Annotated in this window: 20 protein-coding genes; 15 read left to right on the forward strand and 5 right to left on the reverse strand. The window is 53.7% G+C overall.

The features are described 5' to 3' along the window. Positions 1-28 precede the first annotated feature (28 nt). The 6 genes from FEF65_RS03785 to FEF65_RS03805 are packed head-to-tail and all read left to right on the forward strand — an operon-like array spanning position 29 to position 8,407. The gene (locus tag FEF65_RS03785; RefSeq protein ID WP_138238462.1) at positions 29-1,507 is read left to right on the forward strand and encodes a PIN domain-containing protein; all 1,479 of its coding nucleotides are present in this window, start codon (positions 29-31) and stop codon (positions 1,505-1,507) included. Beyond that, positions 1,507-2,460 carry an AAA family ATPase gene (locus FEF65_RS03790; protein WP_138238463.1) on the forward strand — a complete coding sequence of 318 codons (954 nt, stop codon included), beginning with the start codon at positions 1,507-1,509 and terminating at the stop codon, positions 2,458-2,460. Before FEF65_RS03785 ends, FEF65_RS03790 begins: the two co-directional genes overlap by 1 nt. Further along, positions 2,460-2,603 (forward strand): hypothetical protein, encoded by a 144-nt coding sequence (locus tag FEF65_RS13355; RefSeq protein ID WP_161595170.1) that lies wholly within the window; start codon positions 2,460-2,462, stop codon positions 2,601-2,603. The genes FEF65_RS03790 and FEF65_RS13355 overlap by 1 nt, the downstream gene beginning before the upstream one ends. Continuing rightward, positions 2,590-3,747 (forward strand): SIR2 family protein, encoded by a 1,158-nt coding sequence (locus FEF65_RS03795; RefSeq protein WP_138238464.1) that lies wholly within the window; start codon positions 2,590-2,592, stop codon positions 3,745-3,747. The genes FEF65_RS13355 and FEF65_RS03795 overlap by 14 nt, the downstream gene beginning before the upstream one ends. Continuing rightward, a complete protein-coding gene (locus FEF65_RS03800) occupies positions 3,744-5,453 on the forward strand; it encodes an ATP-binding protein (RefSeq protein WP_202978222.1) in 1,710 nt (569 codons plus the stop codon). Before FEF65_RS03795 ends, FEF65_RS03800 begins: the two co-directional genes overlap by 4 nt. Before the next feature lie 2 nt (positions 5,454-5,455). Next, a complete protein-coding gene (locus FEF65_RS03805) occupies positions 5,456-8,407 on the forward strand; it encodes a type I restriction endonuclease subunit R (protein ID WP_138238465.1) in 2,952 nt (983 codons plus the stop codon). Positions 8,408-8,525: 118 nt separating this feature from the next. Here the strand turns inward: FEF65_RS03805 and FEF65_RS03810 are convergent, their stop codons facing one another. The 3 genes from FEF65_RS03810 to FEF65_RS03820 form a co-directional block, all read right to left on the reverse strand. Next, on the reverse strand, positions 8,526-9,461 hold the full coding sequence (locus tag FEF65_RS03810; RefSeq protein ID WP_138238466.1) for an AEC family transporter: 936 nt from the start codon (positions 9,459-9,461) through the stop codon (positions 8,526-8,528). 76 nt (positions 9,462-9,537) lie between these two features. Beyond that, a complete protein-coding gene (gene smpB / locus FEF65_RS03815; RefSeq protein WP_138238467.1) occupies positions 9,538-9,981 on the reverse strand; it encodes an SsrA-binding protein SmpB in 444 nt (147 codons plus the stop codon). Between the two features lie 65 nt (positions 9,982-10,046). Beyond that, on the reverse strand, positions 10,047-10,673 hold the full coding sequence (locus tag FEF65_RS03820; RefSeq protein WP_138238468.1) for a TIGR04211 family SH3 domain-containing protein: 627 nt from the start codon (positions 10,671-10,673) through the stop codon (positions 10,047-10,049). A 308-nt stretch (positions 10,674-10,981) separates the two neighbouring features. On the opposite strand from FEF65_RS03820, the gene FEF65_RS03825 reads away from it, so the two are divergent. From FEF65_RS03825 to FEF65_RS03865, 9 genes are all read left to right on the forward strand, one after another. Beyond that, positions 10,982-11,641 carry an OmpA family protein gene (locus FEF65_RS03825; protein ID WP_138238469.1) on the forward strand — a complete coding sequence of 220 codons (660 nt, stop codon included), beginning with the start codon at positions 10,982-10,984 and terminating at the stop codon, positions 11,639-11,641. Between the two features lie 75 nt (positions 11,642-11,716). Further along, positions 11,717-12,457 carry a hypothetical protein gene (locus tag FEF65_RS03830; RefSeq protein WP_138238470.1) on the forward strand — a complete coding sequence of 247 codons (741 nt, stop codon included), beginning with the start codon at positions 11,717-11,719 and terminating at the stop codon, positions 12,455-12,457. 121 nt (positions 12,458-12,578) lie between these two features. Then, positions 12,579-12,848, forward strand: coding sequence for a 30S ribosomal protein S15 (rpsO, locus tag FEF65_RS03835; RefSeq protein ID WP_138238471.1), 270 nt, complete (start codon positions 12,579-12,581; stop codon positions 12,846-12,848). Between the two features lie 92 nt (positions 12,849-12,940). Beyond that, a complete protein-coding gene (gene pnp, locus FEF65_RS03840; protein WP_138238472.1) occupies positions 12,941-15,043 on the forward strand; it encodes a polyribonucleotide nucleotidyltransferase in 2,103 nt (700 codons plus the stop codon). A gap of 247 nt (positions 15,044-15,290) precedes the next feature. Further along, positions 15,291-16,556, forward strand: coding sequence for a M16 family metallopeptidase (locus FEF65_RS03845; protein ID WP_138238473.1), 1,266 nt, complete (start codon positions 15,291-15,293; stop codon positions 16,554-16,556). Between the two features lie 2 nt (positions 16,557-16,558). Beyond that, positions 16,559-17,299, forward strand: coding sequence for a serine O-acetyltransferase (gene cysE, locus FEF65_RS03850; RefSeq protein ID WP_138238474.1), 741 nt, complete (start codon positions 16,559-16,561; stop codon positions 17,297-17,299). Positions 17,300-17,502: 203 nt separating this feature from the next. After that, on the forward strand, positions 17,503-17,997 hold the full coding sequence (locus FEF65_RS03855; RefSeq protein ID WP_138238475.1) for an Rrf2 family transcriptional regulator: 495 nt from the start codon (positions 17,503-17,505) through the stop codon (positions 17,995-17,997). Next, positions 17,981-19,120 carry a cysteine desulfurase family protein gene (locus FEF65_RS03860; RefSeq protein ID WP_138238476.1) on the forward strand — a complete coding sequence of 380 codons (1,140 nt, stop codon included), beginning with the start codon at positions 17,981-17,983 and terminating at the stop codon, positions 19,118-19,120. The genes FEF65_RS03855 and FEF65_RS03860 overlap by 17 nt, the downstream gene beginning before the upstream one ends. Positions 19,121-19,131: 11 nt before the next feature. Continuing rightward, complete coding sequence (locus FEF65_RS03865) at positions 19,132-19,455, forward strand: HesB/IscA family protein (protein WP_238701162.1); 324 nt, start codon at positions 19,132-19,134, stop codon at positions 19,453-19,455. 52 nt (positions 19,456-19,507) lie between these two features. Here the strand turns inward: FEF65_RS03865 and FEF65_RS03870 are convergent, their stop codons facing one another. Both FEF65_RS03870 and FEF65_RS03875 read right to left on the reverse strand, forming a co-directional pair. Beyond that, positions 19,508-19,936 (reverse strand): hypothetical protein, encoded by a 429-nt coding sequence (locus tag FEF65_RS03870; protein ID WP_138238478.1) that lies wholly within the window; start codon positions 19,934-19,936, stop codon positions 19,508-19,510. Continuing rightward, positions 19,933-21,123, reverse strand: coding sequence for a protoporphyrinogen/coproporphyrinogen oxidase (locus FEF65_RS03875; RefSeq protein WP_138238479.1), 1,191 nt, complete (start codon positions 21,121-21,123; stop codon positions 19,933-19,935). Before FEF65_RS03875 ends, FEF65_RS03870 begins: the two co-directional genes overlap by 4 nt. Between the last annotated feature and the right edge of the window lie 13 nt (positions 21,124-21,136).

Consider the following 21,136-nt stretch of genomic DNA (forward strand, 5'->3'; position numbering starts at 1 on the left):
TTGAACAGAAGGTTCGACTGGCTTAACTGTGAATGTCCTGATCGATACCAACATCCTTATCCCTTTGGAGGATACAGCCAGAACGCTCGATCCTTCATTGGCTGAGATGAGGCGGATGTCGGAGCAGAATGGTCATATCTTGTATGTTCATCCAAGTCAGGCGGAGGACATTCGAAGGGATAAGGACGAGCAAAGGCGAGACATCGTTTTATCTCGCCTTCGGCAATATCAAACCATCCCTTCACCACCCGAATTATCAAGCGAGAAACTGCTGGAATATGGGTGGCGGCAAAACAGTGATAATGATCGAATAGATAATCTTCTGCTTCACGCATTGTGTCGTGGTTCTGTTCACTTTTTGGTCACCAACGACAAGGACCTGCATAAAAAAGCCCGCCAGGCGAATGTTCAGGAACACGTCCATCGACTCGACCAGTTTCTTGCGTTCCTCAAATCACAAACTGATGAAGAGCAGCCTCCACCATACGGGATTCAAGAAAAGCTGCTCCACGAATTTGACGTTAACCAACCTTTCTTCGACTCGTTGAGGGATGGATATCCTGGATTCAATAAATGGTATTTGGATAAGGCTGCTGAGCACCGAACTGCATGGTGTGTACATAACAAGGGAGAAGTTCATGCCATCTGCATATACAAGCAAGAGGAATACCCGACTATTGTTGACGGCGGCTCTCCTCTGAATGGGATTGCTCTTAAGCTCTGCACGTTCAAGGTCGGCGAAAGTGTGCGCGGCCGTAAGCTTGGTGAACGGCTGCTGTTTTCTGCCTTCAAGTATGCCGTCGAACACGATATCCCTTACGTCTACCTGCACACCTACGGCAAGGAGCATGAACTGCTGGTTTCTTTGTGTCAGGACTATGGCTTCGAATTCGCTGGAAAGTATCAAGACAGGGATGATGTCTATATCAAAACGATGTTAGCACCGCATACGGTGCCACCTGATATGGAGCCGCTGACGTATGCGATGCAGTTCTACCCTCACTACTTGGATGCAGATGATGTAGGCAAGTTCATCATTCCTATCAGGCCTGAATATCACAATGACCTTTTCGCTGATACAAGCGATACCGCGAGAGGTTTATTCGCGAATGATCCAAGCCAGTATAGTCCGCAAGCGAATACGATTAAGAAAGCCTATATCTGCCATGCAAACACAACGCAGATTCAGCCTGGAGATCTACTGTTGTTTTACCGAACTCATGACCGGATGAGCGTCGAATGCATTGGCGTTGTCGAGCAAGCCTATCGTGGCCGTGAGATTGGCACAGTGCTTCCCATGGTATCCAAGCGCACTGTCTATTCGAGAGCCGAGATTGAAAGATGGTTGCAACGACAGACACTGGTCATCCTCTTTCGCTTCATTCGGAACTTCCCACCGATTAGCCAAGCAGAACTCTCACAAGCTGGTATACGGGGACCTATTCAAAGCATTAGGAAAATAACACATGATCAATATCTACAGTGCTTCGGCAGGGGACTGAATTAATGAGCCGATACGCATTGATTTCCATTCATCCGGAGCATGTATCCAACATACTTGCCGGTAATAAGGTGTTCGAATTTCGCAAGGTGATTCCGAGCAAGGATGTCTCTCACTTGGTTCTGTATTGCACCGCGCCGGTGAAAAAGATCGTTGCCGTTGCAGAAGTCGTCGATTGCTTGGTCGGCGCACCGTCACGCATCTGGACTCAGACTTCTTACGGGTCAGGAATTTCGCGCCAATTCTTTCGTGACTATTTTTCAGGTCAGCGCAGCGCCAGTGCATTTGTACTTGGTAATGTCTATGAGATGACCACTCCGATGGAGCTAAGTGAGTTGACTGGCCAAAAAGTGCCGCCACAGTCATTTTATTATCTGGATGATGCCGATATGGAATTGATCTCTAAGAGACAATCACCGATTCCTGCAGTCTCTTCATCGATGCTCTTTGTTGGAGGCATTCACGGCGTTGGGAAAAGCACCATATGCCAGAAGGCATTTGGCCCCCTTGGCTATCAATGCGAAACTGCAAGCTCCTTGATCGCAGCCCATGGACGGAGAATTGAAAAAGAGAAACGTGTGAATGATGTCTCCGATAATCAAACGGTATTGCTCCAACAACTGCAATCCGCCAAGGAACAGTATTGTCGATTGCTTCTTGATGGCCACTTCACTTTGATCAATAGCCAAGGCCAAATTGAGCCAATCGAAACGGCAGTGTTTGAGGCCATGAACCCTGGCCGACTGATTCTTATCAAAGGCGACACGGAAGAGATATCCAGACGCTTAGCTGCCAGAGACAATAAAAAGTGGGATGCCTCCTTCCTGACAAAGTTCCAAAATGCAGAGGAAGGGCATGCACGATATGTGGCCGAGAAGATTCAAGTGCCTCTGCTGATTTTTGAAAACACCATTGGTTGTGCAAGACTCGCTAGGAAGGTTCATGGGAGACGAGGCTGATGGCTTATTTCAACGAGGAAAAAACTATTGAGAAGATGGTGCTCGATATGCTTGGCGAAAGCTCTTTGGCACCGCTGTGGAAGAGTGATATAAACCCTAAGCTGGAGCTGCAAAGGGCTGGAGGTTTGGATGGGTTCGCCTGACAACTTGGATACAATATTGGAAGCACCGTTTCATGAGGCGCTCGAAGCCTTAGATGCGTTAATGGCACAGAATGGAAAAGTATTCTTACTCGGAGCTGGTTGCAGTAAATGTGCAGGACTTCCATTGATGGAGGAGCTTACAGCTAAGGTATTGGGGCGTGATGGCCTCGATGTTGATACTTCGGATATCCTCAAGGGAATTCAGAAAAGTTTCGCTGGTGCAAGCGGGCCCAATATAGAGGACTACCTGAGTGAAATCGTCGACTTGCTGGCTATTGCAGAAAGAAGAGCCGAACGAGGCGCGACGGATAAGCAAGTTTCCATCAACGGCAAGAAGTATTCGGGACAGCAATTAAGAGAGTCTGCTGAAAAAATCAAGCGCACTATTTCTGATATCATCGAGTGCGACGGCGATAAGATTGATGTGGCTGTTCATCGGGAATTTGTAAAAGCCGTTCATCGCCCAATGCGTCCAGGTAAATTAGACGCCCTTGCTTGCGTGGATTACCTTAGCCTCAACTACGACACGCTTCTTGAAGATGCACTTGCATTGGAAAGGGTTTCATTCTCAGATGGTCTAGAAGGAGGAGTCACTGGATGGTGGAACCCAGTGGTTTTTGATCGTGATGGGCTCTCATCACGGGTTTTTAAATTGCACGGCTCTATAAACTGGTGCGAGTTCAAAAACGACCCGCTTCCTCGCCGAGTCGCCGGCAATGTCAACGTACTAGATGAGGGCGACAAGAGAATTCTCATTTGGCCTGCGTCAACCAAGTACCGCGAAACACAGAGGGATCCCTACGCTCAATTGGCTGAATATGGGAGAAAAGCATTACGAGCTGTTCCGGGTTCACAGAAAATTCTCATTACGTGTGGATATCGCTTTGGCGATTCTCACATCAACCTTGAGATTGATCGTGCCTTACGTGAATCGGCTGGCCGCCTGACCGTTGTGGCGTTTACCTCTGATAATGATCCACAGGGCCAACTGAAAAAATGGCATGGCGACCCCTCTATTACCGAACAGGTACTTATTTTCGCAAATCGCGGGTTCTTTCACGGAAGCAATAAAACGTTATCCAATGACGATCTACTTTGGTGGAAATTTGAAAATCTTACTCGCCTGCTGGGGGGTGAAAGATGAGCATGTCGACTCGCAATCCCAATGAGCCAATTGAGAACCTAGCAATAGGTCGGATAATCGAGGTTGATGGCTCTCGCCTTGTCGCCGAGCTGAATCCAACCCTTTCTGAACTTTCTCGGGTGTATGCAGGAGAGACCTATCCCATCGGGCAATTTGGCTCCATTATAAGAATTCACTTCGGACGACGACTTGTCTACGCATTGGTTGGCCGACTTAGGATGAAGTCCGAATTTCAGGCAGAACGGGGATTGATACCAGCGTCATCCTCTGATGAAAGAATTGTCGAAGCTGACCTATTCGGCGAAGGCGAATGGGTTCATGGGGCATCCGGCGAATGGGAACTTCGCTTTGAACGCGGGGTTTCAACTTATCCACTTCCGCAGCAAACCGTTTACCTGACCCCGAAAGCTGAGTTGCGGTTTATTTATGGCAAAGCAAAAGGTGCCGTCGTTCAGCTTGGGCAGCATGTCGGCTCCGGAGGGACGCCCTGCCTTGCGGATTTGAATGAACTGCTCGGTAAACACACAGCCGTTCTTGGCTCAACAGGTGCAGGTAAGTCGGGTACGGTTGCCGCCATCATCCACAGTATCCTTGAGAGAGGCGACAAAAACTCATACGAGAAATGGAAACCTAGAATAATAATTCTCGATCCTCATGGCGAATACGGAACTGCTTTTGCGGATCACACAAAACTTTCCTCTGATGACGGAACATTAACCCTTCCATATTGGCTCTTGAACTTTCAAGAGACGGTTGCCTTGTTGATTGGAAAGACTGAATTTGTTGCTACCTCTCAAGCCAATATCGTCAAGAGCGCCCTTATGGCTGCCCGTGAAGAGGGAGCGCAACAACTTGGTCTCGATGCCAATAGCATTACTGTTGACTCGCCTGTTCCATATAAACTGTCGACACTCAAAGCAAAAATCGACGCGGACAAACCCCCACAGGCCAGCAAGCAGGACTCTCATAACTCGATTCTTCAAAAGCTCGAAGTTTTGATGACCGATGCCAGACTCCGATTCATGATGGCGGAATGGAATGATGGCGGTAACGATCCATTCCCTGAAGTCATCAAGCAACTCACGGGGGACGGTCCTCAGCCACGCATTGTAGATCTGTCTGGCGTCCCCAACGAAGTCGCAGGTGTATCGAGTGCGGTTATTGCTCGCACCCTGTTCAATTTAAAGATATGGCAGACCCAGTTAGAGAGAGAATCTGATCCGATCCTTTTGGTTTGCGAGGAAGCTCATCGCTACGTTCCGAATCGGGGCGAAGCGCAGTATGAGGCCGCTCAAGAAGCAATTAGGCGCATCGCTAAGGAAGGACGAAAATATGGCGTGGGACTCTTGTTGGTATCGCAGCGCCCGAGCGAAGTTGAGGCAACTGTTCTTTCGCAATGTAATAGCTGGATTGTTCTGAGAATTACCAATGACGCTGACAGGGAGCATGTGCGATCCATACTGCCAGATTCGATGTCCGGTCTGACGAAGATGCTATCTGGCCTACGTAGGCAGGAGGCGATCTTTGTTGGACAAGCGGCAATGCTTCCTTCGCGCATTCTCATCAGGGATTTGAAACCTGAACAGCTACCGAAATCAAATGACATCGATTTCGACAAGGGCTGGCAAAACGATGCAAGTCCCGACACTCAGACCCAAGATGTGGTTAATCGCTGGAGGTATCAGCGTCGCGGTCCGGTTGAATAACTATGTTTAACGAGGAAAACACAGTTGAACAGATGGTTCTCGATACGCTGGGTGGAAGGATGTTCGGCAGCACGGTGGCCGAAGGGTATAAGCCTTATGCCGATGAGACCAAGGGCTGGCGCTTTGTGCCGGCAGAAGAGCTTCCTCGCCAGCATTCCGATGTGCTCGTTGAAACCCAGGTGCGCGATGCCCTGATTCGGTTGAACCCTGAAATACAGGCCCAGCCTGATCGGGCGGATGAAGTGCTGTACCGCCTTCGTACCATTCCTTTGGCCGTGCAGAGCGAAGGCCTGGTGCGTGCCAATGAGTTGTTTGCGGAATGGATGCGTGGCGAGAAGTCCATGCCATTTGGTGAGAATGGCGAGCATACCCAGGTCCGGCTGATCGATTTCGACGATCTCAACAACAACGATTATGTCGTTACCAATCAGTGGGTCTATCCGGTCAAGGAAGGTGGCCGCCGTTTCGATATCGTGTTGCTTGTGAACGGTATTCCGGTGGTAATCGGTGAGGCCAAGACTCCTGTACGGCCGGCGGTCACCTGGGTTGATGGGGCCAGCGACATCCACAATGGCTATGAGCAGAGCGTGCCGCAGATGTTTGTGCCGAATGTCTTCTCATTCGCGACCGAAGGGAAATGTTATCGCTACGGCTCTATTCGTATGCCTATCGATATCTGGGGCCCATGGCATGAGCGGGATAATAAGTCCGAAGGCACGATGCTCGATGTGAAGCGCTCTGTGCAGAGTATGCTCAAGCCCGAGGTGATTCTCGATATCCTGCAGAACTTCACCCTGTTCGCGACGGACAAAAAGCATCGCCGCATTAAGATCATTTGCCGCTATCAGCAGTATGAGGCAGCGAACCTGATGATTGAGCGCGTCCTGCTTGGCCGCACCAAGAAGGGCCTGATTTGGCATTTCCAGGGCTCTGGTAAGTCGCTGTTGATGGTGTTCGCTTCGCAGAAGCTGCGCATGCATCCAAAGCTCAAAAACCCGACTGTGATGATTGTGGTGGATCGTATCGACCTGGATACCCAGGTCACCGCGACCTTCAATGCTGCCGATGTGCCGAACATGATCGGCATCAATAACCGGCAGGAGCTGCAGGGCATGCTCGCGGCCGATTCCCGCAAGATCATCATTACCACCATCCATAAGTTTGCCGAGGCGGATAGCTGCCTGAATGAGCGATCCAATATCATTGTGATGGTGGATGAAGCGCATCGTACTCAGGAAGGCGATCTTGGCCGCAAGATGCGTGAAGCGCTGCCAAATGCGTTTCTGTTTGGTCTGACCGGTACGCCGATCAACAAGCGCGACCGCAATACCTTCTGGGCCTTCGGTGCCGAGGAAGATGAACAGGGCTATATGAGCCGCTACTCCTTCCAGGACTCGATTCGGGACAAGGCAACACTGCCTCTCCATTTTGAGGCGGTGGATGTGAAGCTGCATCTCAACAAGGATGCAATCGATGAGGCCTATGCCCAGATCACCGATCAGCTCAATGAAGAGGATCAGGATGAACTGGCCAAGCGTGCGGCCAAGATGGCGGTGCTGATCAAGGCTCCGGCCAGAGTCGACGCAATATGCCGGCATATTGCTGATCACTATGACCAGAAGGTCGCACCAAACGGATTCAAGGCCCAGATCGTTACCTTCGATCGCCAGTGCTGCGTGCTCTACAAACGTGCTCTTGATGAGATTGTAGGCCCAGAGGCCAGTGCCATCGTCATGCACACTTCTGGTGGCAAAGGCGACGAGTTCGCCGAGTGGAAAATCTCCAAAGAGGATGAAGAGAAGCTGCTGGATCGATTCCGGGCCCCCAACGATCCGCTGAAGTTCATCATCGTGACATCCAAACTGCTCACCGGATTTGATGCGCCGATTCTGCAGGCCATGTATCTCGATAAGCCGATGCGCGACCATAACCTGTTGCAGGCGATCACGAGAACGAACCGAGTCTATCCGGGTAAAACACACGGCTTGATTGTCGATTACCTGGGCATCTTCGATGATGTGGCCAATGCACTCGACTTCGATGAGAAGGCAGTGCAACAGGTCATCACCAACTTGGATGACCTCAAAAAAGAGCTGCCGGTACTGATGACCAAGTGCCTGGCCTTCTTCCCAAATGTGGACCGCACCGTCGGCGGCTATGAAGGATTGATTGCGGCACAGGACTGTCTGCCGGACAACGATACCCGAGATCGTCTGGCAGCAGAGTTCTCAGCCCTTACAAGGCTCTGGGAAGCTCTGTCGCCTGATCCGTGTCTGAAGTCCTACGAAAAGGACTATCGCTGGCTGTCGCAGGTTTATGAATCGGTGAAACCGCCGAGTGGCAACGGCAAGCTCCTGTGGCATGCACTTGGTGCCAAGACCATTGAGCTGGTGCATGAGAATGTGCATGTAGAGCCAGTGAGGGATGATCTGGAAACCCTGGTGCTGGATGCCGAGATTCTGGAAGAGCTGCTGCAATCCAACCCTGACAAGAAATCCAAAGAGGTTGAGATCAAGATCATTGCCCGTTTGCGCAAACATCAGGGCAATCCTCAGTTCGTTGCACTTGGCGAGCGTCTGGAGAAGCTCAAAGAGCGTCATGAGCAAGGGTTGCTGCATAGTATCGATTTTCTCAAAGAGCTTCTGACTTTGGCTAAAGAGGTGGTGGAGGCAGAGCAGCAGACCGATCCTGTCGATGAGCAGGCGAATGCCAAGGCTGCGTTGACCGAACTATTCAGCGAGGTCAAAGGCAAGGAGACACCGGTTGTTGTCGAACGGATCGTCAATGACATTGATGAGATCGTTCGCCTGGTCCGCTTCCCCGGCTGGCAAAGTACCAAGGCCGGCGAGCGCGAAGTGCAGAAGGCTTTGCGCAAGGTCATCTACGTGAAGTACCAGATCAAAGACCAGGACCTCTTTGACCGGGCATACAACTACATCAAGCAGTATTACTAGTCCGCATGACTCATGGGCGCATGAGTCGGAGTTCTGAGTGCGTCAGGCGCTATTGGCATTTTGCGAGTATGTGCATAGCCATTGCCCCGAGCCAGGAGCGTCAGGTGTCTCAATGAGATCAGGAAATCAGTTGCAGCCAGAGTGGCAGCGTGACCAGGGAGAGCAGCGTGGTCAATGTGACGGCTTCTGCATAGAGGGCGACATCGAGCTTGAAGCGGTCGCAGATGACGAGGCCAAGGACCATGGTTGGCATGGCCGCCTCAATAACGACCGGGGCCATGAATTTTTCCGGCATACCGACACCGATGGCGCTGCTCCATGCAATCAGCGGCATGATCAGCAACTGGATGATGACCACGGGCAGCAGGACGGGAATGCGCGGTAGCCAGCCGGATTGCCAGCGCAGTGCCATGCCAACGGATAGCAGCATCAGCGGAACGACGGCGGCCCCCAGTGTGGTCAGTGCTTTATCCAGCCATGCAGGCATGGGGATGGAAAATGCGCTTAGCAGCAGGCCTGCTATAGCGGCCCAGATCGCCGGTACCTGAAACAGACTGAGCAGCGGATGCATACCCTCGCCCTGCTTGCCGTAGTGGCGAGCCAGTACAATACCGACAGTGAACAGAATCGGGGTGCTGGCGAGCAGATCGAAGTGGATGGCAACCACCTGGGCCCATGTGCCGAAGGTCTGGCTCAGTACAGGCAATCCCAGATATGAAAAGTTGCCGAATGCACATGCCAGCAACAGTGCCCCGATGGCTTTCTGTTCATTGCCCGGCATAAAGGTGCGTATCAGCTTGCCGTTGCCATAGAGAAGAAATGCCACCAGCAGGGACAGCAGCACCGAGAGGGCCGCGACAACCGGTGTGCGCAGCGTGTTCAGGTCGATGGGGAACTGCCACAGCACATGGATGACCAGTGCAGGCAGGAATACATGGTAGACGCCCTGGGCCAGCTGTGAGCGCATGACGTCTGCAGACTTCATGCCGAGCGTCAGACGCCAGACGATGCCGGCGAGGATAATGGCGGCCATGCCGAGGAGTACGTTCAACATTGCGGCCATGCTACAGCGGCAGGATCGTCATCTCTATGGTGTGCGACCCTTGCAAAATCAGGGGTGATAGCAGCTTTTAGGAGCGAACCCGATAGTTGCGCTGCAGCTCGCGTTTGACATCGCGTTCTTTGGTGGCAGCACGTTTATCGTGCATCTTCTTACCGCGGGCAAGGCCGATTTCCAGCTTGGCATAGCCGCGCGCATTGAAGTAGAGCTTCAGTGGTACAAGGGTGAGCCCCTTCTCCTTGAGTTTGCCGACAAGGCGTGCAGCCTCTTTTTTGTTAAGCAGCAGCTCTCTTGTGCGGGTCGGATCCGGATTATTCATGCTGGCCGGCTTGTAAGGGCTGACATGGCAGCCAAGCAGAAGAATCCGGTCGTTGCGGATGATGCAGTGGGCTTCTGCAAGGTTGGCCTGACCCAGACGAATCGATTTCACCTCCGGGCCGCACAGGATCATGCCTGCCTCAAGGGTTTCGAGAATATGATATTCGTACCGTGCCCGGCGATTCACAATAGCCATGCGGCGGATGATAGTCCGAATTGGACGCCTGACCAGCGAATTTGATGATCAGGCGCTGTTTGCTGTCAGTAGCCGCCCCACTGTTTGCGGCGTACTCTCATGCGGGGGAGAATCAGGCCGAGTATGATGCCGAGCAGGATGGCTCCGCCGCCGAGCAGGAACCAGCGCTGCTGGGCGCCGTTGCGGATATCCCGGGTTTGCTGCTGCAGGGTTTCCAGCTCCTGTCGGGTTGATTCGGCACTGCTTTTAAGGGCTCTGTTCTCCTCGGCCATCTGTACGGCATTGGCTGCCGTGCTGCGGATATGTTCCAGCTCCTTTTCCAGCTTGCTATTGGTTGCCTTGAGCTCTTCCAGCTCGCTTTCAACCGATTTTTTCTGTGCCTTGAGTTCATTGAGTTTGGCCAGCTCAAGCTCGGCATGAATCAAGCGGTCGCGAGCGGCCGGTGTTTTCATCAGATAGCGGCTGAGCATCCACCCCTCTTTGCCCGATTGGGTACGCACCAGCGTGTAGCCGGTATCGGATTGCTCAAGCGCTTCTACTGCCATGCCGCTAGGCAGCATGGCGATGATTTTGTGTGATGTGCTTTGGCCTGCGCGCATGGGCAGGGTGGCCTGGTCGACCACATAGCGGGTCTCTGCCTGGGCATACGGGATGCAGGCAAGCAGGGTGATGATGGCAAGTATAAATCTCATGATGATCTCCAGGTCCGTCGATGGCCGCTTGGGCGGCGGGCTCGGCTTTGTACGGCAGTGCTGCCGGCAGGTGTGTATTGCCAGGGCAGTACAACATATGACGCGGATGCAATATATTGACGGCGCGCAAGTATTCAGGCAGAGCTGCCATATGGCAAAGCATATTCACCGCGATATGGTCGCCGGATGCTGTGACATTTGTCATAATACTCAGGAAAAACAATGGTTAAGTTTAAAGAAATCGCTTGCTGAACCATCTGTGCTTATCTAAAATTCAGCAATCGGGGAACCTCAGGGAGTTTTTATTCATGTTCAGATTGAGATTTGTGCTGCTGGCAACACTGCTGACGCTGTCATCCTGCAGCACCATAGACGCTATTTTTGGACCGCCTCAGCCAGAGGCTCCTGTGGTTTCTGCCGCTGACTCCCAGCTGGCAAGTGAGAATCAGCAGTTGCAGTCGGAGGTCGCTACATTGCGCGACTCCCTGCAGCAGATGAAGCAGGAGATTGAGGACAAGAAGGCGGAGCAGCTGGCCAGTCAGGCTGCTGCCGAGCAGGCCGCAGCAGCGGAAGCTGTTGTGCCTGAGGATCGTCTTTGGGTGACCGTTTCATTCCGCTCCGGTCATATGGAGTTGACCCCGCAGTCGCGCAAGGCTCTGAAGGAGCTGGCCGGAAAGTTTCTGGCCAAGCCGAGAGCGCAGACTATTGCCGTACGCGGTTATACTGATGATGAGCCGATTGGCGGTTACCCGGGCCATCGGCATAAATCCCGTCACCCTTACAAGACCAATGAAGCTCTGAGTCAGGCCAGGGCGGAGAATGTCGCCAGGGCGCTGGTGGATGCCGGTATTCCGGCTGAGTCGGTGCATGCCGAGGGGCTGGGGGCAACCAACTTTGTTGCCGATAACACGACGGATGAGGGGCGGCAGAAAAATCGCCGGGCCGAGATTCATCTGGTGAAAGGCTGAAATAAAAACTGTTCGAGAATAGCCCGGTTATGCCGGGCTATTTTTTTATGACGCGCAGATTTTGAGGAGATGTTGATGTCAGAAGGAAAGTTTGCCGGATCATCACAGCTGGTTGCCATGGTGCTTGCATCCGCGGCGCTGGTGATTTCCGTTGCTTCCGCGGTGGTGAATTACAGGCAAAATCACCTGGCCAATCTGGAGAGCAGCTTGCGTGATACCAAGGATCAGCTTCAGCTTGCTCATAATGAGATGAGTGATATGAAGCTGAAAACGATTCAGCAACTGGTGGATGCCCAGGTGGCGATCTCCGGGCGGGACAAGCTCACGGAAGAAAACAGCCAGTTAAAGGAAGAGCTGGACAGTGCACATGCGCGCATTGAGATGCTTGAGGCTCAGGTCAGATCACTGGATGACCGGTTGAGTCGTAGTGGCGCGGCTGCCGCGAATAAGCTGCCGGTAGTGGGCAAGAAGGAGGCTGCGCTACCAGCTGCTGCGCCTGCTGTCGACAAGCCTGCGGCTGTTGCCGGTCGTGCAGTCGACATTGATATCTACACCTCCAGGGTTTCATCCGCTGTGCAGAAGAAGGTGGCTGACGGGCTGAAGGCGAAAGGGTATGCGAGCAAGTTCCCGGCGCTGCCAGCCGGCATGGGGCTTACCAGTGCCACCACGGTCTTTTATTATGACCAGGGCTATAAGGATGAAGCCGAGTCGCTGGTTGCCGTGCTGGGGGATATCGTCGGCGGGCGGGTGATTTTAAGAAAAGGAACGAGCTCGTACCCTAAAAACAAGCTCATTGTTCACCTGATCGGAGGGTGAGCGAAGGTGTCGGGGCGATAAAAGTATTGGCGGTCGATAATAAATATTTGCATGTCGACTCCTCTGTCGCTATCGTTCGCCGCCCTATAAACAGGAAAGTGAAATAAGAGGAAGAACGTTCATGTCTTTGGCGCTGGAAGAGAAAAACACAATCATTGAAAAATTTCGCCGCAGTGAGGGCGACACCGGTTCTCCGGAGGTTCAGGTGGCCCTGTTGACTGAGCGTATCAATCAGCTTGGCGAGCACTTCAAGGGTCATCATAAAGACCATCATTCACGTCGCGGTCTGCTGAAGATGGTTGGCCAGCGTCGTAACCTGCTTAAGTATTTGAAGAACAAAGATTTTAATCGTTACCGTACGCTGATCGAAAGTCTGGGACTGCGTCGCTAAACAGTTTTCGGCGGCCCTGAAAAGGGCCGCCTTTTTTCTTTTTTGTCGCTTTGCAACCACGCCAGGGACATGTGCGAAAAAAGGAATCTATTATGTTTGAGATTAAAAAGACGCAGGCTGAAGTTAGCGGCCGTACCATTTCATTTGAAACGGGTCGGGTAGCACGTCAGGCCGGCGGTTCTGTGATGGCCCAGTTTGGCGATGTTGTGGTCCATGTTGCAGCAACGGCTGCAAAGCAGCCACTTCAGGGTGTGGATTTCATGCCGCTGACCGTTCATTATCAGGAAAAAACCTATGCGGCTGGCCGTTTTCTCGGCGGCTTTTTCAAGCGTGAAGGTCGCCCTTCAGAGAAGGAGACACTGACCTCCCGTCTGATCGATCGTCCGATTCGCCCGCTTTTCCCGAAAGGCTATTTCAACGAGACGCAGATTATCGCGACCGTGATCTCGGCTGATGAAGATAACAACCCCGATATCGTTGCCATTAATGGCGTTTCTGCCGCGCTGGCCATTTCCGATGTACCTTTTGCCGAGCCGATTGCGGCATCGCGCGTTGGTTTGATCAATGGCGAATTCGTGCTGAACCCGACCTATGCGCAGATGGAAGCGTCCGAGCTGGATCTGGTGGTTGCCGGTACCCGTGATGCAGTCCTGATGATTGAATCCGAAGCCAAAGAGCTCTCTGAAGAGCAGATGATTGATGCCATTATCTTCGGTCAGGAAGGCTATCAGCCGGTTCTTGATGCAATCGAAGAGCTGGCGAAGATTGCCGGCAAAGAGAAACTTGTGGTTGAGCTGGCCGGTAACGGCGATGATGTGAAGAGTGCGGTGAAGGCCGCGTTCGAAGCAGAGGTTCGTGAAGCCTATGCGATTGTCGACAAGTCTGCCCGTGCAGCAAAAATCGAGGCATTCCGTGCAGCGGCACAGGTTCAGTTTGCCGGTACTGCTGATGCACCGGGTCAGTTCTCTTCCAACGATGTTTCATCGGCACTGAAGAGTCTTGAGAAGAGTGTCGTTCGCCGTTCAATCATTGCCGGTAACCCGCGTATTGACGGACGCAGCACCAGCCAGGTGCGTGCGATTGACTGCCAGGTGGGTGTGTTGCCACGTACCCATGGTTCCGCTCTGTTTACCCGTGGTGAGACCCAGGCTCTGGTGACCATTACGCTCGGTACCGAATCTGACATGCAGATGACCGAGTCACTGGAAGGCGTTGCCAAGCAGCGCTTTATGCTTCACTACAACTTCCCGCCGTACTCAGTAGGTGAGGCGCGTCGTTATGGCCCTCCGGGCCGTCGTGAAATCGGTCACGGTCGTCTTGCCCGTCGTGGTGTGGAGCCGGTGCTGCCGACCATGGATGCGTTCGGTTATGCCATTCGTTCCGTTTCCGAAATCACCGAGTCCAATGGTTCTTCATCCATGGCCTCTGTGTGTGGTACCTCTCTGGCGCTGATGGATGCCGGTGTGCCGGTGAAGTCGGCTGTGGCCGGTGTGGCCATGGGCCTGATTCTGGAATCAGACGGTTATGCTGTGCTGACCGACATTCTGGGTGATGAAGATCATCTGGGCGATATGGACTTCAAGGTGGCTGGTACCCGTGAGGGCGTCACCACGCTGCAGCTTGATATCAAGATCGGTGGCCTGACCCGTGAAATCATGAAGGAAGCACTGGCGCAGGCTCATGCCGGCCGTATGCATATTCTTGATGAAATGGCCAAGTGCATTGACACGGCTCGTCCTGCCATTGCCGATCATGCACCTCGTATGATCACCATGAAGATCAAGACCGACAAGATCCGTGAAGTGATCGGTTCCGGTGGTAAGGTGATTCGTGGTATTGTGGAGGAGACCGGTGCCAAGGTTGATATCGAGGATGACGGTACGATCAAGATCTTCGCAGTGACCGGTGAAGCCGGTGAGGCAGCGAAGAAGATGATCGAAGATATCGTGGCCGAGGTTGAGGTTGGTGCGATCTACACCGGTAAAGTGGTCAAGCTGATGGACTTCGGTGCCTTTGTTCGCATCGTTGGTGGTACCGACGGGCTTGTGCATATCTCCCAGATTGCCAGCCACAGGGTTGAGAAAGTCTCTGATGAGCTGAAAGAAGGGCAGGATGTACGCGTTAAGGTGCTGGAAGTGGATCGCAACGGAAAAATCCGTCTCTCCATGAAGGACCTTGAAGAGGCAAAGAGCTGATCAGTCACCATGACTGAGTTGAGAGAGGCGGGCATTTGCCCGCCTCTTTTGCATTGTGGCGGGTGGCAATCGCAATGATGGTGATCTTTCAGGTTGATGGTGAGCCGGGTTTTATGGCTTATGGCGGGTGCGGGGGAATAGGCCGCAAAGCGGAATTGTTTTTTCTCTGCCTGACTCGGTGTACGCTGCGGTAAATGATGCAAGTTTATGATGAAGATGAAAAAAATGGTGGTTAATCGACATGCCGATGTCTAATGCATTTTATCAGGAAACCCGTTTGCCGGGCGGGCCGCTTGTGCTCAGTCACAGTATGCCTGAGGCACAGAGTGTGGCCCTTGGTATCTTTGTCGATATCGGCAGCCGGGATGAGGTGGAAGGGCAGGCCGGGATGACGCATGCACTTGAGCATATGCTGTTCAAGGGGACGCAGTGCATGGATGTGGATCAGCTGGCAGAAAAGCTGGATGAGCTGGGGGGCAACGCCAACGCATTCACCTCGCGTGAGCGGACCTGCTTTCACCTGCATGTGTTACATGAGCACTGGCAGGAAGCGCTGGCGGTGTTGACCGATATGGTGCGCATCCCGGCATTGCCTGAGGATGAGTGGGAGCGCGAGCGCGAAGTGATCTATGCTGAAATGGCAATGGTCGATGATACCCCGGAAGAGTGGATTATGGATCAGCATGTGGAGGCGCTGTTTCCTGAGCATGCGCTGGGGCGCCCTGTGCTTGGCACGCATGAGTCGCTGGCCGGTATTACGGCGGCCTCACTGCGGGATTATCTGAAAAAGCACTATAGTGACGGTAATCTTCTTATTGCTGCAGCAGGTCGTATTCGTCACGATGAACTGGTGGCGGCGCTTGCCGACTACTCCTGGCCAGTGACGGGCGGGGCAAAAGAGAGATCACAGCCCGGTGCGCCGGTGCAAGGGTTGCAGGCTCTGGAGCGGGATGGTGAGCAGGCACAGATGGTGCTCTCGTTTCCGGGGATTACGGTGACATCGGATGAGCGGCCGCTGGCCTGGCTGGCCAATCAGGTGCTGGGTGGCGGCATGAGTTCCCGTCTGTTTCGTGAGGTGCGGGAAAAGCGGGGGCTGGCATACGGTGTCGGCTCTCATCTGAGTATGCTGACCGATACCGGTGTATGGAGCGTGACATGCGGTTCGGAGCCCGAGCGGGCGGCCGAATGCGCCGTTGTGTTGCAACAGGTGCTGGATGATTTTGCTGACACCCTGAAAGAGGATGAGGTGGAGCGGGCCAAGCGGCAGCTTGAGGTGCAGTTCCGTATGGGGCTGGACTCTGTCGAGGGGCAGATGCTTTATCTGGGCGGGCGACTGGATGAGGAGAGCCTGTATTCACCGCAGCAGTGGCTGGAGCAGATACGTGCGGTGGATGTGGAAATGGTTCGACAGTGGGCCCGTGCACGTCTGGCAGAAGGCGCTCTGTGGAGTATTGCGGCACCCAAAGAGGTGCTGGCATCGGTGTGTGAAAAGATTGGAGGTAACAGGCATTAGTCATGTGGGATGCAATCAGGGAAGATATACGAACAGCTTTTGATCGGGATCCGGCAGCTCGCTCCAACTGGGAGGTATTGACCTGCTATCCGGGCTTGCATGCGATCTGGATGTACCGGGTGGCTCATGTGTGCTGGAAGCGCCAGTGGCTATGGGTGGGGCGCTTTATTTCGCATCTGGCGCGCTGGCTGACCGGTATTGAAATCCATCCCGGTGCGACCATCGGTCGCCGTTTTTTTATTGATCACGGTATGGGGATTGTGATCGGTGAAACGACCGAGATCGGTGATGATGTCACCCTCTACCATGGTGTCACGCTGGGTGGTACGACGTGGGAAAAGGTCAAACGTCATCCGACGCTCGAGAATGGCGTGATTGTCGGTGCAGGAGCCAAGGTGCTCGGTGCGATTACCATTGGTGAACAGTCGCGCATCGGGGCGAACTCGGTCGTGTTTCGTGAGGTGCCTCCGCACTCGACGGTGGTTGGTATTCCGGGGACGGTGGTTGGTTCCACCGAGTCGTTGATTCAGGATGGTAAAATCAACCTTGATCACCATCTGCTTGCCAACCCGGTGGCAGAAGCGCTGGGGCATGTGTTGAAGATGATCGATGATGTCAATGCTCGGGTTGATACCTTTCATCCGCGACCAACCGGTGAAAAGGCAAAAGAGGTCAGGTTGCTTGATGATGATCTGCAGTGTGAGCAGGAGAAGCTTGAGCGCTTCCTGGGTGGCGGCATTTAAGGCTGCGGCGGAGGCATGCGTGTCTGGAGCGGGCATGAACGGTCAGTCTGGCCGATGAACTGTTTCCTTCATGGTTACGGTGAACAGGTGGTAGTCGCGACTCAGGTCTGAATCCCATGCTGATATTTTATACTTGACTGAAACGGTCGGGATTATAATATCCGACCCTCATATGGGGTTATTGTCCCCCGTGGAGGTTTTTCATGCGACTGACAAGCAAAGGCCGTTATGCCGTTTCGGCCATGGTTGATCTGAATAAACAGCAGACCAGTGGGCCGGTGACGCTGGCCGCAATTTCCGAACGGCAGTTTATCTCCCTTTCATATCTGGAACAGCTGTTCCGTCGCTTGCGCGAGAACGGGCTGGTGCGTTCTGTTCGCGGGCCGGGTGGTGGCTATCTGCTGGGTAAGGATGCAGTTGATATTTCGATTGCTGATATTATCCGGGCCGTGAATGAGCCGGTGCGTACCACCATGTGCGAGAATGGTGTGCGCGGCTGCCATCGTGGTAATCGCTGTGATACCCATCAGCTGTGGGAGTCACTGGGGCAGCATATCTATCGCTTCCTCGATGCCGTGAGTCTGGCCCAGGTGTGCAACAAGGATGTGTTCCTGGATCGTATAGACCTTGGTGCCGTGGATGCCTATATGCCGGCAAAAATGCCGGAGTCGGCGATTAAAATTGAAACGATATCTTGATCATAATGCCACCTGTCCGCCGGTTCGGGCTGCTGTAGAGGCGATGGTGCGGGCCTCGGCCGAGGCCTATGGTAATCCGTCCAGCCTGCACTGGGCCGGCCGTGCGGCCCGTCGCGTGGTGGATGATGCCCGTGATGCGCTGGCGCGATATGTGGATTGTGAGTCAGGCAGTGTGGTGTTTACCTCCGGTGGTACCGAAAGTAACAATATTGCCATCCATAGCGTGCTTGCGGCCTGTCGACCGGGACGCATTGTCACCACGGCGATTGAGCATCCGGCTATTTTAAAGCCGCTGCAGCAGTTTGTGGATGCAGCCGGTTCCGGCTGGGAGCTGATTGTCGTGCGGCCGCAGGCCAATGGCAGGGTTTCTGATGCGGCTTTGCTGCAGGTAATGACCGAAGATACCCGTCTGGTATGTATGATGATGGCCAACAATGAGACAGGTGCTGTTCAGCCTGTGGCGACAGTGGCTGCACATTGTCGTCGTATCGGGGTGCCGGTGCTGGTGGACGCTGTGCAGGCACTTGGTAAACAGTCGATCAGTTTTCGTCAGCTTGATGTCGATTTTATGAGTCTGTCCGGCCATAAAATCGGAGGCCCGAAAGGGGTTGGTGCATTGATTGTGCGACGGGGTGTTCGGGTTTCCGAATTGTCGCCTGGTGGCGGACAGGAGCGGGCCCGGCGCTCAGGTACCGAAAATGTTCCCGGTATTGCCGGTTTCGCGGCGGCTCTCGGCGTGGTGGACTTTGCCGCCATTGCCCAGGTTCGTGATGATTTTGAGGCCTATTTGCGTAGTCGTATTGCCGATGCTGAAGTGATCTCTGCAGATGTCGAGCGGACTCCGAACACCAGTCTGGTCATTCTGCCCGGTATGGATGGCGAAACCATGCTGATGCAGCTGGATCTGGCCGGTTTTGCCGTCGCTTCCGGTTCGGCCTGCTCTTCAGGCAAGCGCGAACCATCGCATGTGTTGCTGGCGATGGGCGTTGCCGAGACGAGGGCGCGCAGTTCCATCAGGGTCAGCTTCGGCCCGGCCAATACGGCCGAAGATGGACGTGCGCTGGTGGAAGCGCTGGTCGTGGCGCGTAACAGATTGAAAGGGATGGCCGGTCTGGCTGTCTGATGGAGGAGCATATGGATATCGAGTTAACGGAAGCGGCCCGGAAACGGGTCGGTGAGCTGGTGGCACAGGCTGGCCATAGCGCGCTGCGTCTTGCTGTGCGAACAGCCGGTTGTTCGGGGCTTGAGTATGTGATGGACCTGGTGAATAGCGCTGAAGAGGGTGATCTTGTCCGCCACTATGATGGATTTGATCTGTACGTCGATGCCGATTCCTATGCCAGGGCGCTGACCGGATTGCGTCTCGATTTTCAACAGGACCTGCTGAGCTCGGGGTTTGTTTACAGCAACCCGAATCAGAAGGGGGCCTGTGGCTGCGGCCAGTCTTTTTCAGTCTGAACTGCGCGAGCAGAGGCAAGCGACGCGCTGAGTGCTCAGCGCGTCGCTTTTTTTATGGTTGATTGAAACAGCGCTTTTCTACCATGAAATAACCATGTGTGGATGGCGTCTCCTGATAGGACATGCTGATGCTGTCCGTGGCGCTGAATGACTGGCTGGTGCCGAAGACGGCCGGCTCCTGATGCGTCAGCTCGGCATCGGCCGGGTACTCAACGATGATCTGTTGCTCCGAATTCCAGTGAATGATGGCATCATAGCCGTGCCGGAAGGCAAAGCTGACCATGTCCGTGTCCAGCTCACTGCCTGCTTTGCGGATGTTGACCCGCATCTCCTGATCGCCGGGGGCATCACCGCTGGTGATCCGGTATAGCGTGGCGATTTTAGCCCCGGACGGGGACGGGCACTCAAACATGATATCGGTTTTGCTGCTGCCGCAGCCGGCAAGAAGCAGTACAAGCAGGGGAATTGCGGCTCTTCTCATCGCGTTTGCAACCGGATGAATTCGCTTTCTACCCGCTCCAGGCAGTCTTCAATGGCTACACCGGCAAAGTAGTTGCCGACCAGCGCCAGCGGCTCCGGTGCCAGCATTTCATCAAGGTGAGCAATCAGCTGGTGATGGCCTCTGTCAGGTGCCGGCAGCCGGTTGGTTTTGTGGAAAATGTAGAGCAGTGAAGAGGGCTGAATGTTGAGCAGCGAGCAGATACGCGCAGTTTTCTCTTCATCGTTAAGCAGGCCCGGTTTGAAATGGAAGGTCAGACCGCGCAAGCGGGGGTGATCCACAATATCGCGTGCCACAGCCGAGTAGAAATCACCATCGGCGGCAATGATGCCGGCCAGTGGTTCGCAGGAAAGAAGGCCCTTCTCAATGACTACGGCAACACTTTCAACCTCTACTTCAGCTACCCAGTTCAGTTGTTCGGCAATGGCGGGAGCCGTGTTCTTCAGCAGTCTGGCGGCGGCAAGAACCGGTGTGGCGCAGACAAGCTGCGTGGTGTTCAGCGAAGCTTCTTCCGTATCGATGAGAAAGCCGGAATCAGTGCGCTCAATCGATTGAATCTGCTGCCCTTTTTTTATCGACAGAGACTCTTCGAGGGCGGTAATGATGGCGCCAAGTCCCTGTGGGAAGGTGTAGCTTCGCATGACCGATTTGTTGCGCGGCCGCTTGCGGAACAGCATATCGGCCGGGACATCATCCGCCTGCTGACAGATGACGGCGTTAAAGGCATGGCGGAATGTTTCGCGATAATTTTTCGGGCCGGTGATGGCACCATAATACTCAGCCACAGACTTTCCCTGTTTGTCGATGGAAAACAGGCGCCATGCATGACTGATTAGCTCGAATAGATGCAGGCGGGATGGAATGGTGACCAGATGGTTGCCGTCCAGCATGCGATAGGGAAGTTTGGTGCGGGCAACCAGTTGCTCCATCATTCCCAGTTTATTCAGCAGTTCAATGAGGCGTCCATACGAGTTGAAGCAGGTGTGTGTGCCCATTTCCAGCCAGAATGGCTGTGTGTCAGCAGGTACAACCTCGGTGTGGAAGCAGCCACCGGCTCGCCCCTCTTTTTCCAGGACCAGCACACGCATGCCGGCTTCTTGCGCTTTATATGCCATCGCCAGACCGGAGATGCCGGCCCCGATGACAATCATGTCATATTGATCATTCATGCGGACATACTAT

This window comes from Mariprofundus erugo, from assembly GCF_005818865.1.
Classification (GTDB): domain Bacteria; phylum Pseudomonadota; class Zetaproteobacteria; order Mariprofundales; family Mariprofundaceae; genus Mariprofundus; species Mariprofundus erugo.

What these genes read in the sequence shown, in the direction of transcription:
- FEF65_RS03790 (WP_138238463.1), top strand. Translation starts at nt 1,507, where the DNA reads ATGAGCCGATACGCATTGATTTCCATTCATCCGGAGCATGTATCCAAC.
- FEF65_RS13355 (WP_161595170.1), top strand. Translation starts at nt 2,460, where the DNA reads ATGGCTTATTTCAACGAGGAAAAAACTATTGAGAAGATGGTGCTCGAT.
- FEF65_RS03795 (WP_138238464.1), top strand. Translation starts at nt 2,590, where the DNA reads ATGGGTTCGCCTGACAACTTGGATACAATATTGGAAGCACCGTTTCAT.
- FEF65_RS03800 (WP_202978222.1), top strand. Translation starts at nt 3,744, where the DNA reads ATGAGCATGTCGACTCGCAATCCCAATGAGCCAATTGAGAACCTAGCA.
- FEF65_RS03805 (WP_138238465.1), top strand. Translation starts at nt 5,456, where the DNA reads ATGTTTAACGAGGAAAACACAGTTGAACAGATGGTTCTCGATACGCTG.
- FEF65_RS03810 (WP_138238466.1), bottom strand. Translation starts at nt 9,461, where the DNA reads ATGTTGAACGTACTCCTCGGCATGGCCGCCATTATCCTCGCCGGCATC.
- smpB (WP_138238467.1), bottom strand. Translation starts at nt 9,981, where the DNA reads ATGGCTATTGTGAATCGCCGGGCACGGTACGAATATCATATTCTCGAA.
- FEF65_RS03820 (WP_138238468.1), bottom strand. Translation starts at nt 10,673, where the DNA reads ATGAGATTTATACTTGCCATCATCACCCTGCTTGCCTGCATCCCGTAT.
- FEF65_RS03825 (WP_138238469.1), top strand. Translation starts at nt 10,982, where the DNA reads ATGTTCAGATTGAGATTTGTGCTGCTGGCAACACTGCTGACGCTGTCA.
- FEF65_RS03830 (WP_138238470.1), top strand. Translation starts at nt 11,717, where the DNA reads ATGTCAGAAGGAAAGTTTGCCGGATCATCACAGCTGGTTGCCATGGTG.
- rpsO (WP_138238471.1), top strand. Translation starts at nt 12,579, where the DNA reads ATGTCTTTGGCGCTGGAAGAGAAAAACACAATCATTGAAAAATTTCGC.
- pnp (WP_138238472.1), top strand. Translation starts at nt 12,941, where the DNA reads ATGTTTGAGATTAAAAAGACGCAGGCTGAAGTTAGCGGCCGTACCATT.
- FEF65_RS03845 (WP_138238473.1), top strand. Translation starts at nt 15,291, where the DNA reads ATGTCTAATGCATTTTATCAGGAAACCCGTTTGCCGGGCGGGCCGCTT.
- cysE (WP_138238474.1), top strand. Translation starts at nt 16,559, where the DNA reads ATGTGGGATGCAATCAGGGAAGATATACGAACAGCTTTTGATCGGGAT.
- FEF65_RS03855 (WP_138238475.1), top strand. Translation starts at nt 17,503, where the DNA reads ATGCGACTGACAAGCAAAGGCCGTTATGCCGTTTCGGCCATGGTTGAT.
- FEF65_RS03865 (WP_238701162.1), top strand. Translation starts at nt 19,132, where the DNA reads ATGGATATCGAGTTAACGGAAGCGGCCCGGAAACGGGTCGGTGAGCTG.
- FEF65_RS03870 (WP_138238478.1), bottom strand. Translation starts at nt 19,936, where the DNA reads ATGAGAAGAGCCGCAATTCCCCTGCTTGTACTGCTTCTTGCCGGCTGC.
- FEF65_RS03875 (WP_138238479.1), bottom strand. Translation starts at nt 21,123, where the DNA reads ATGAATGATCAATATGACATGATTGTCATCGGGGCCGGCATCTCCGGT.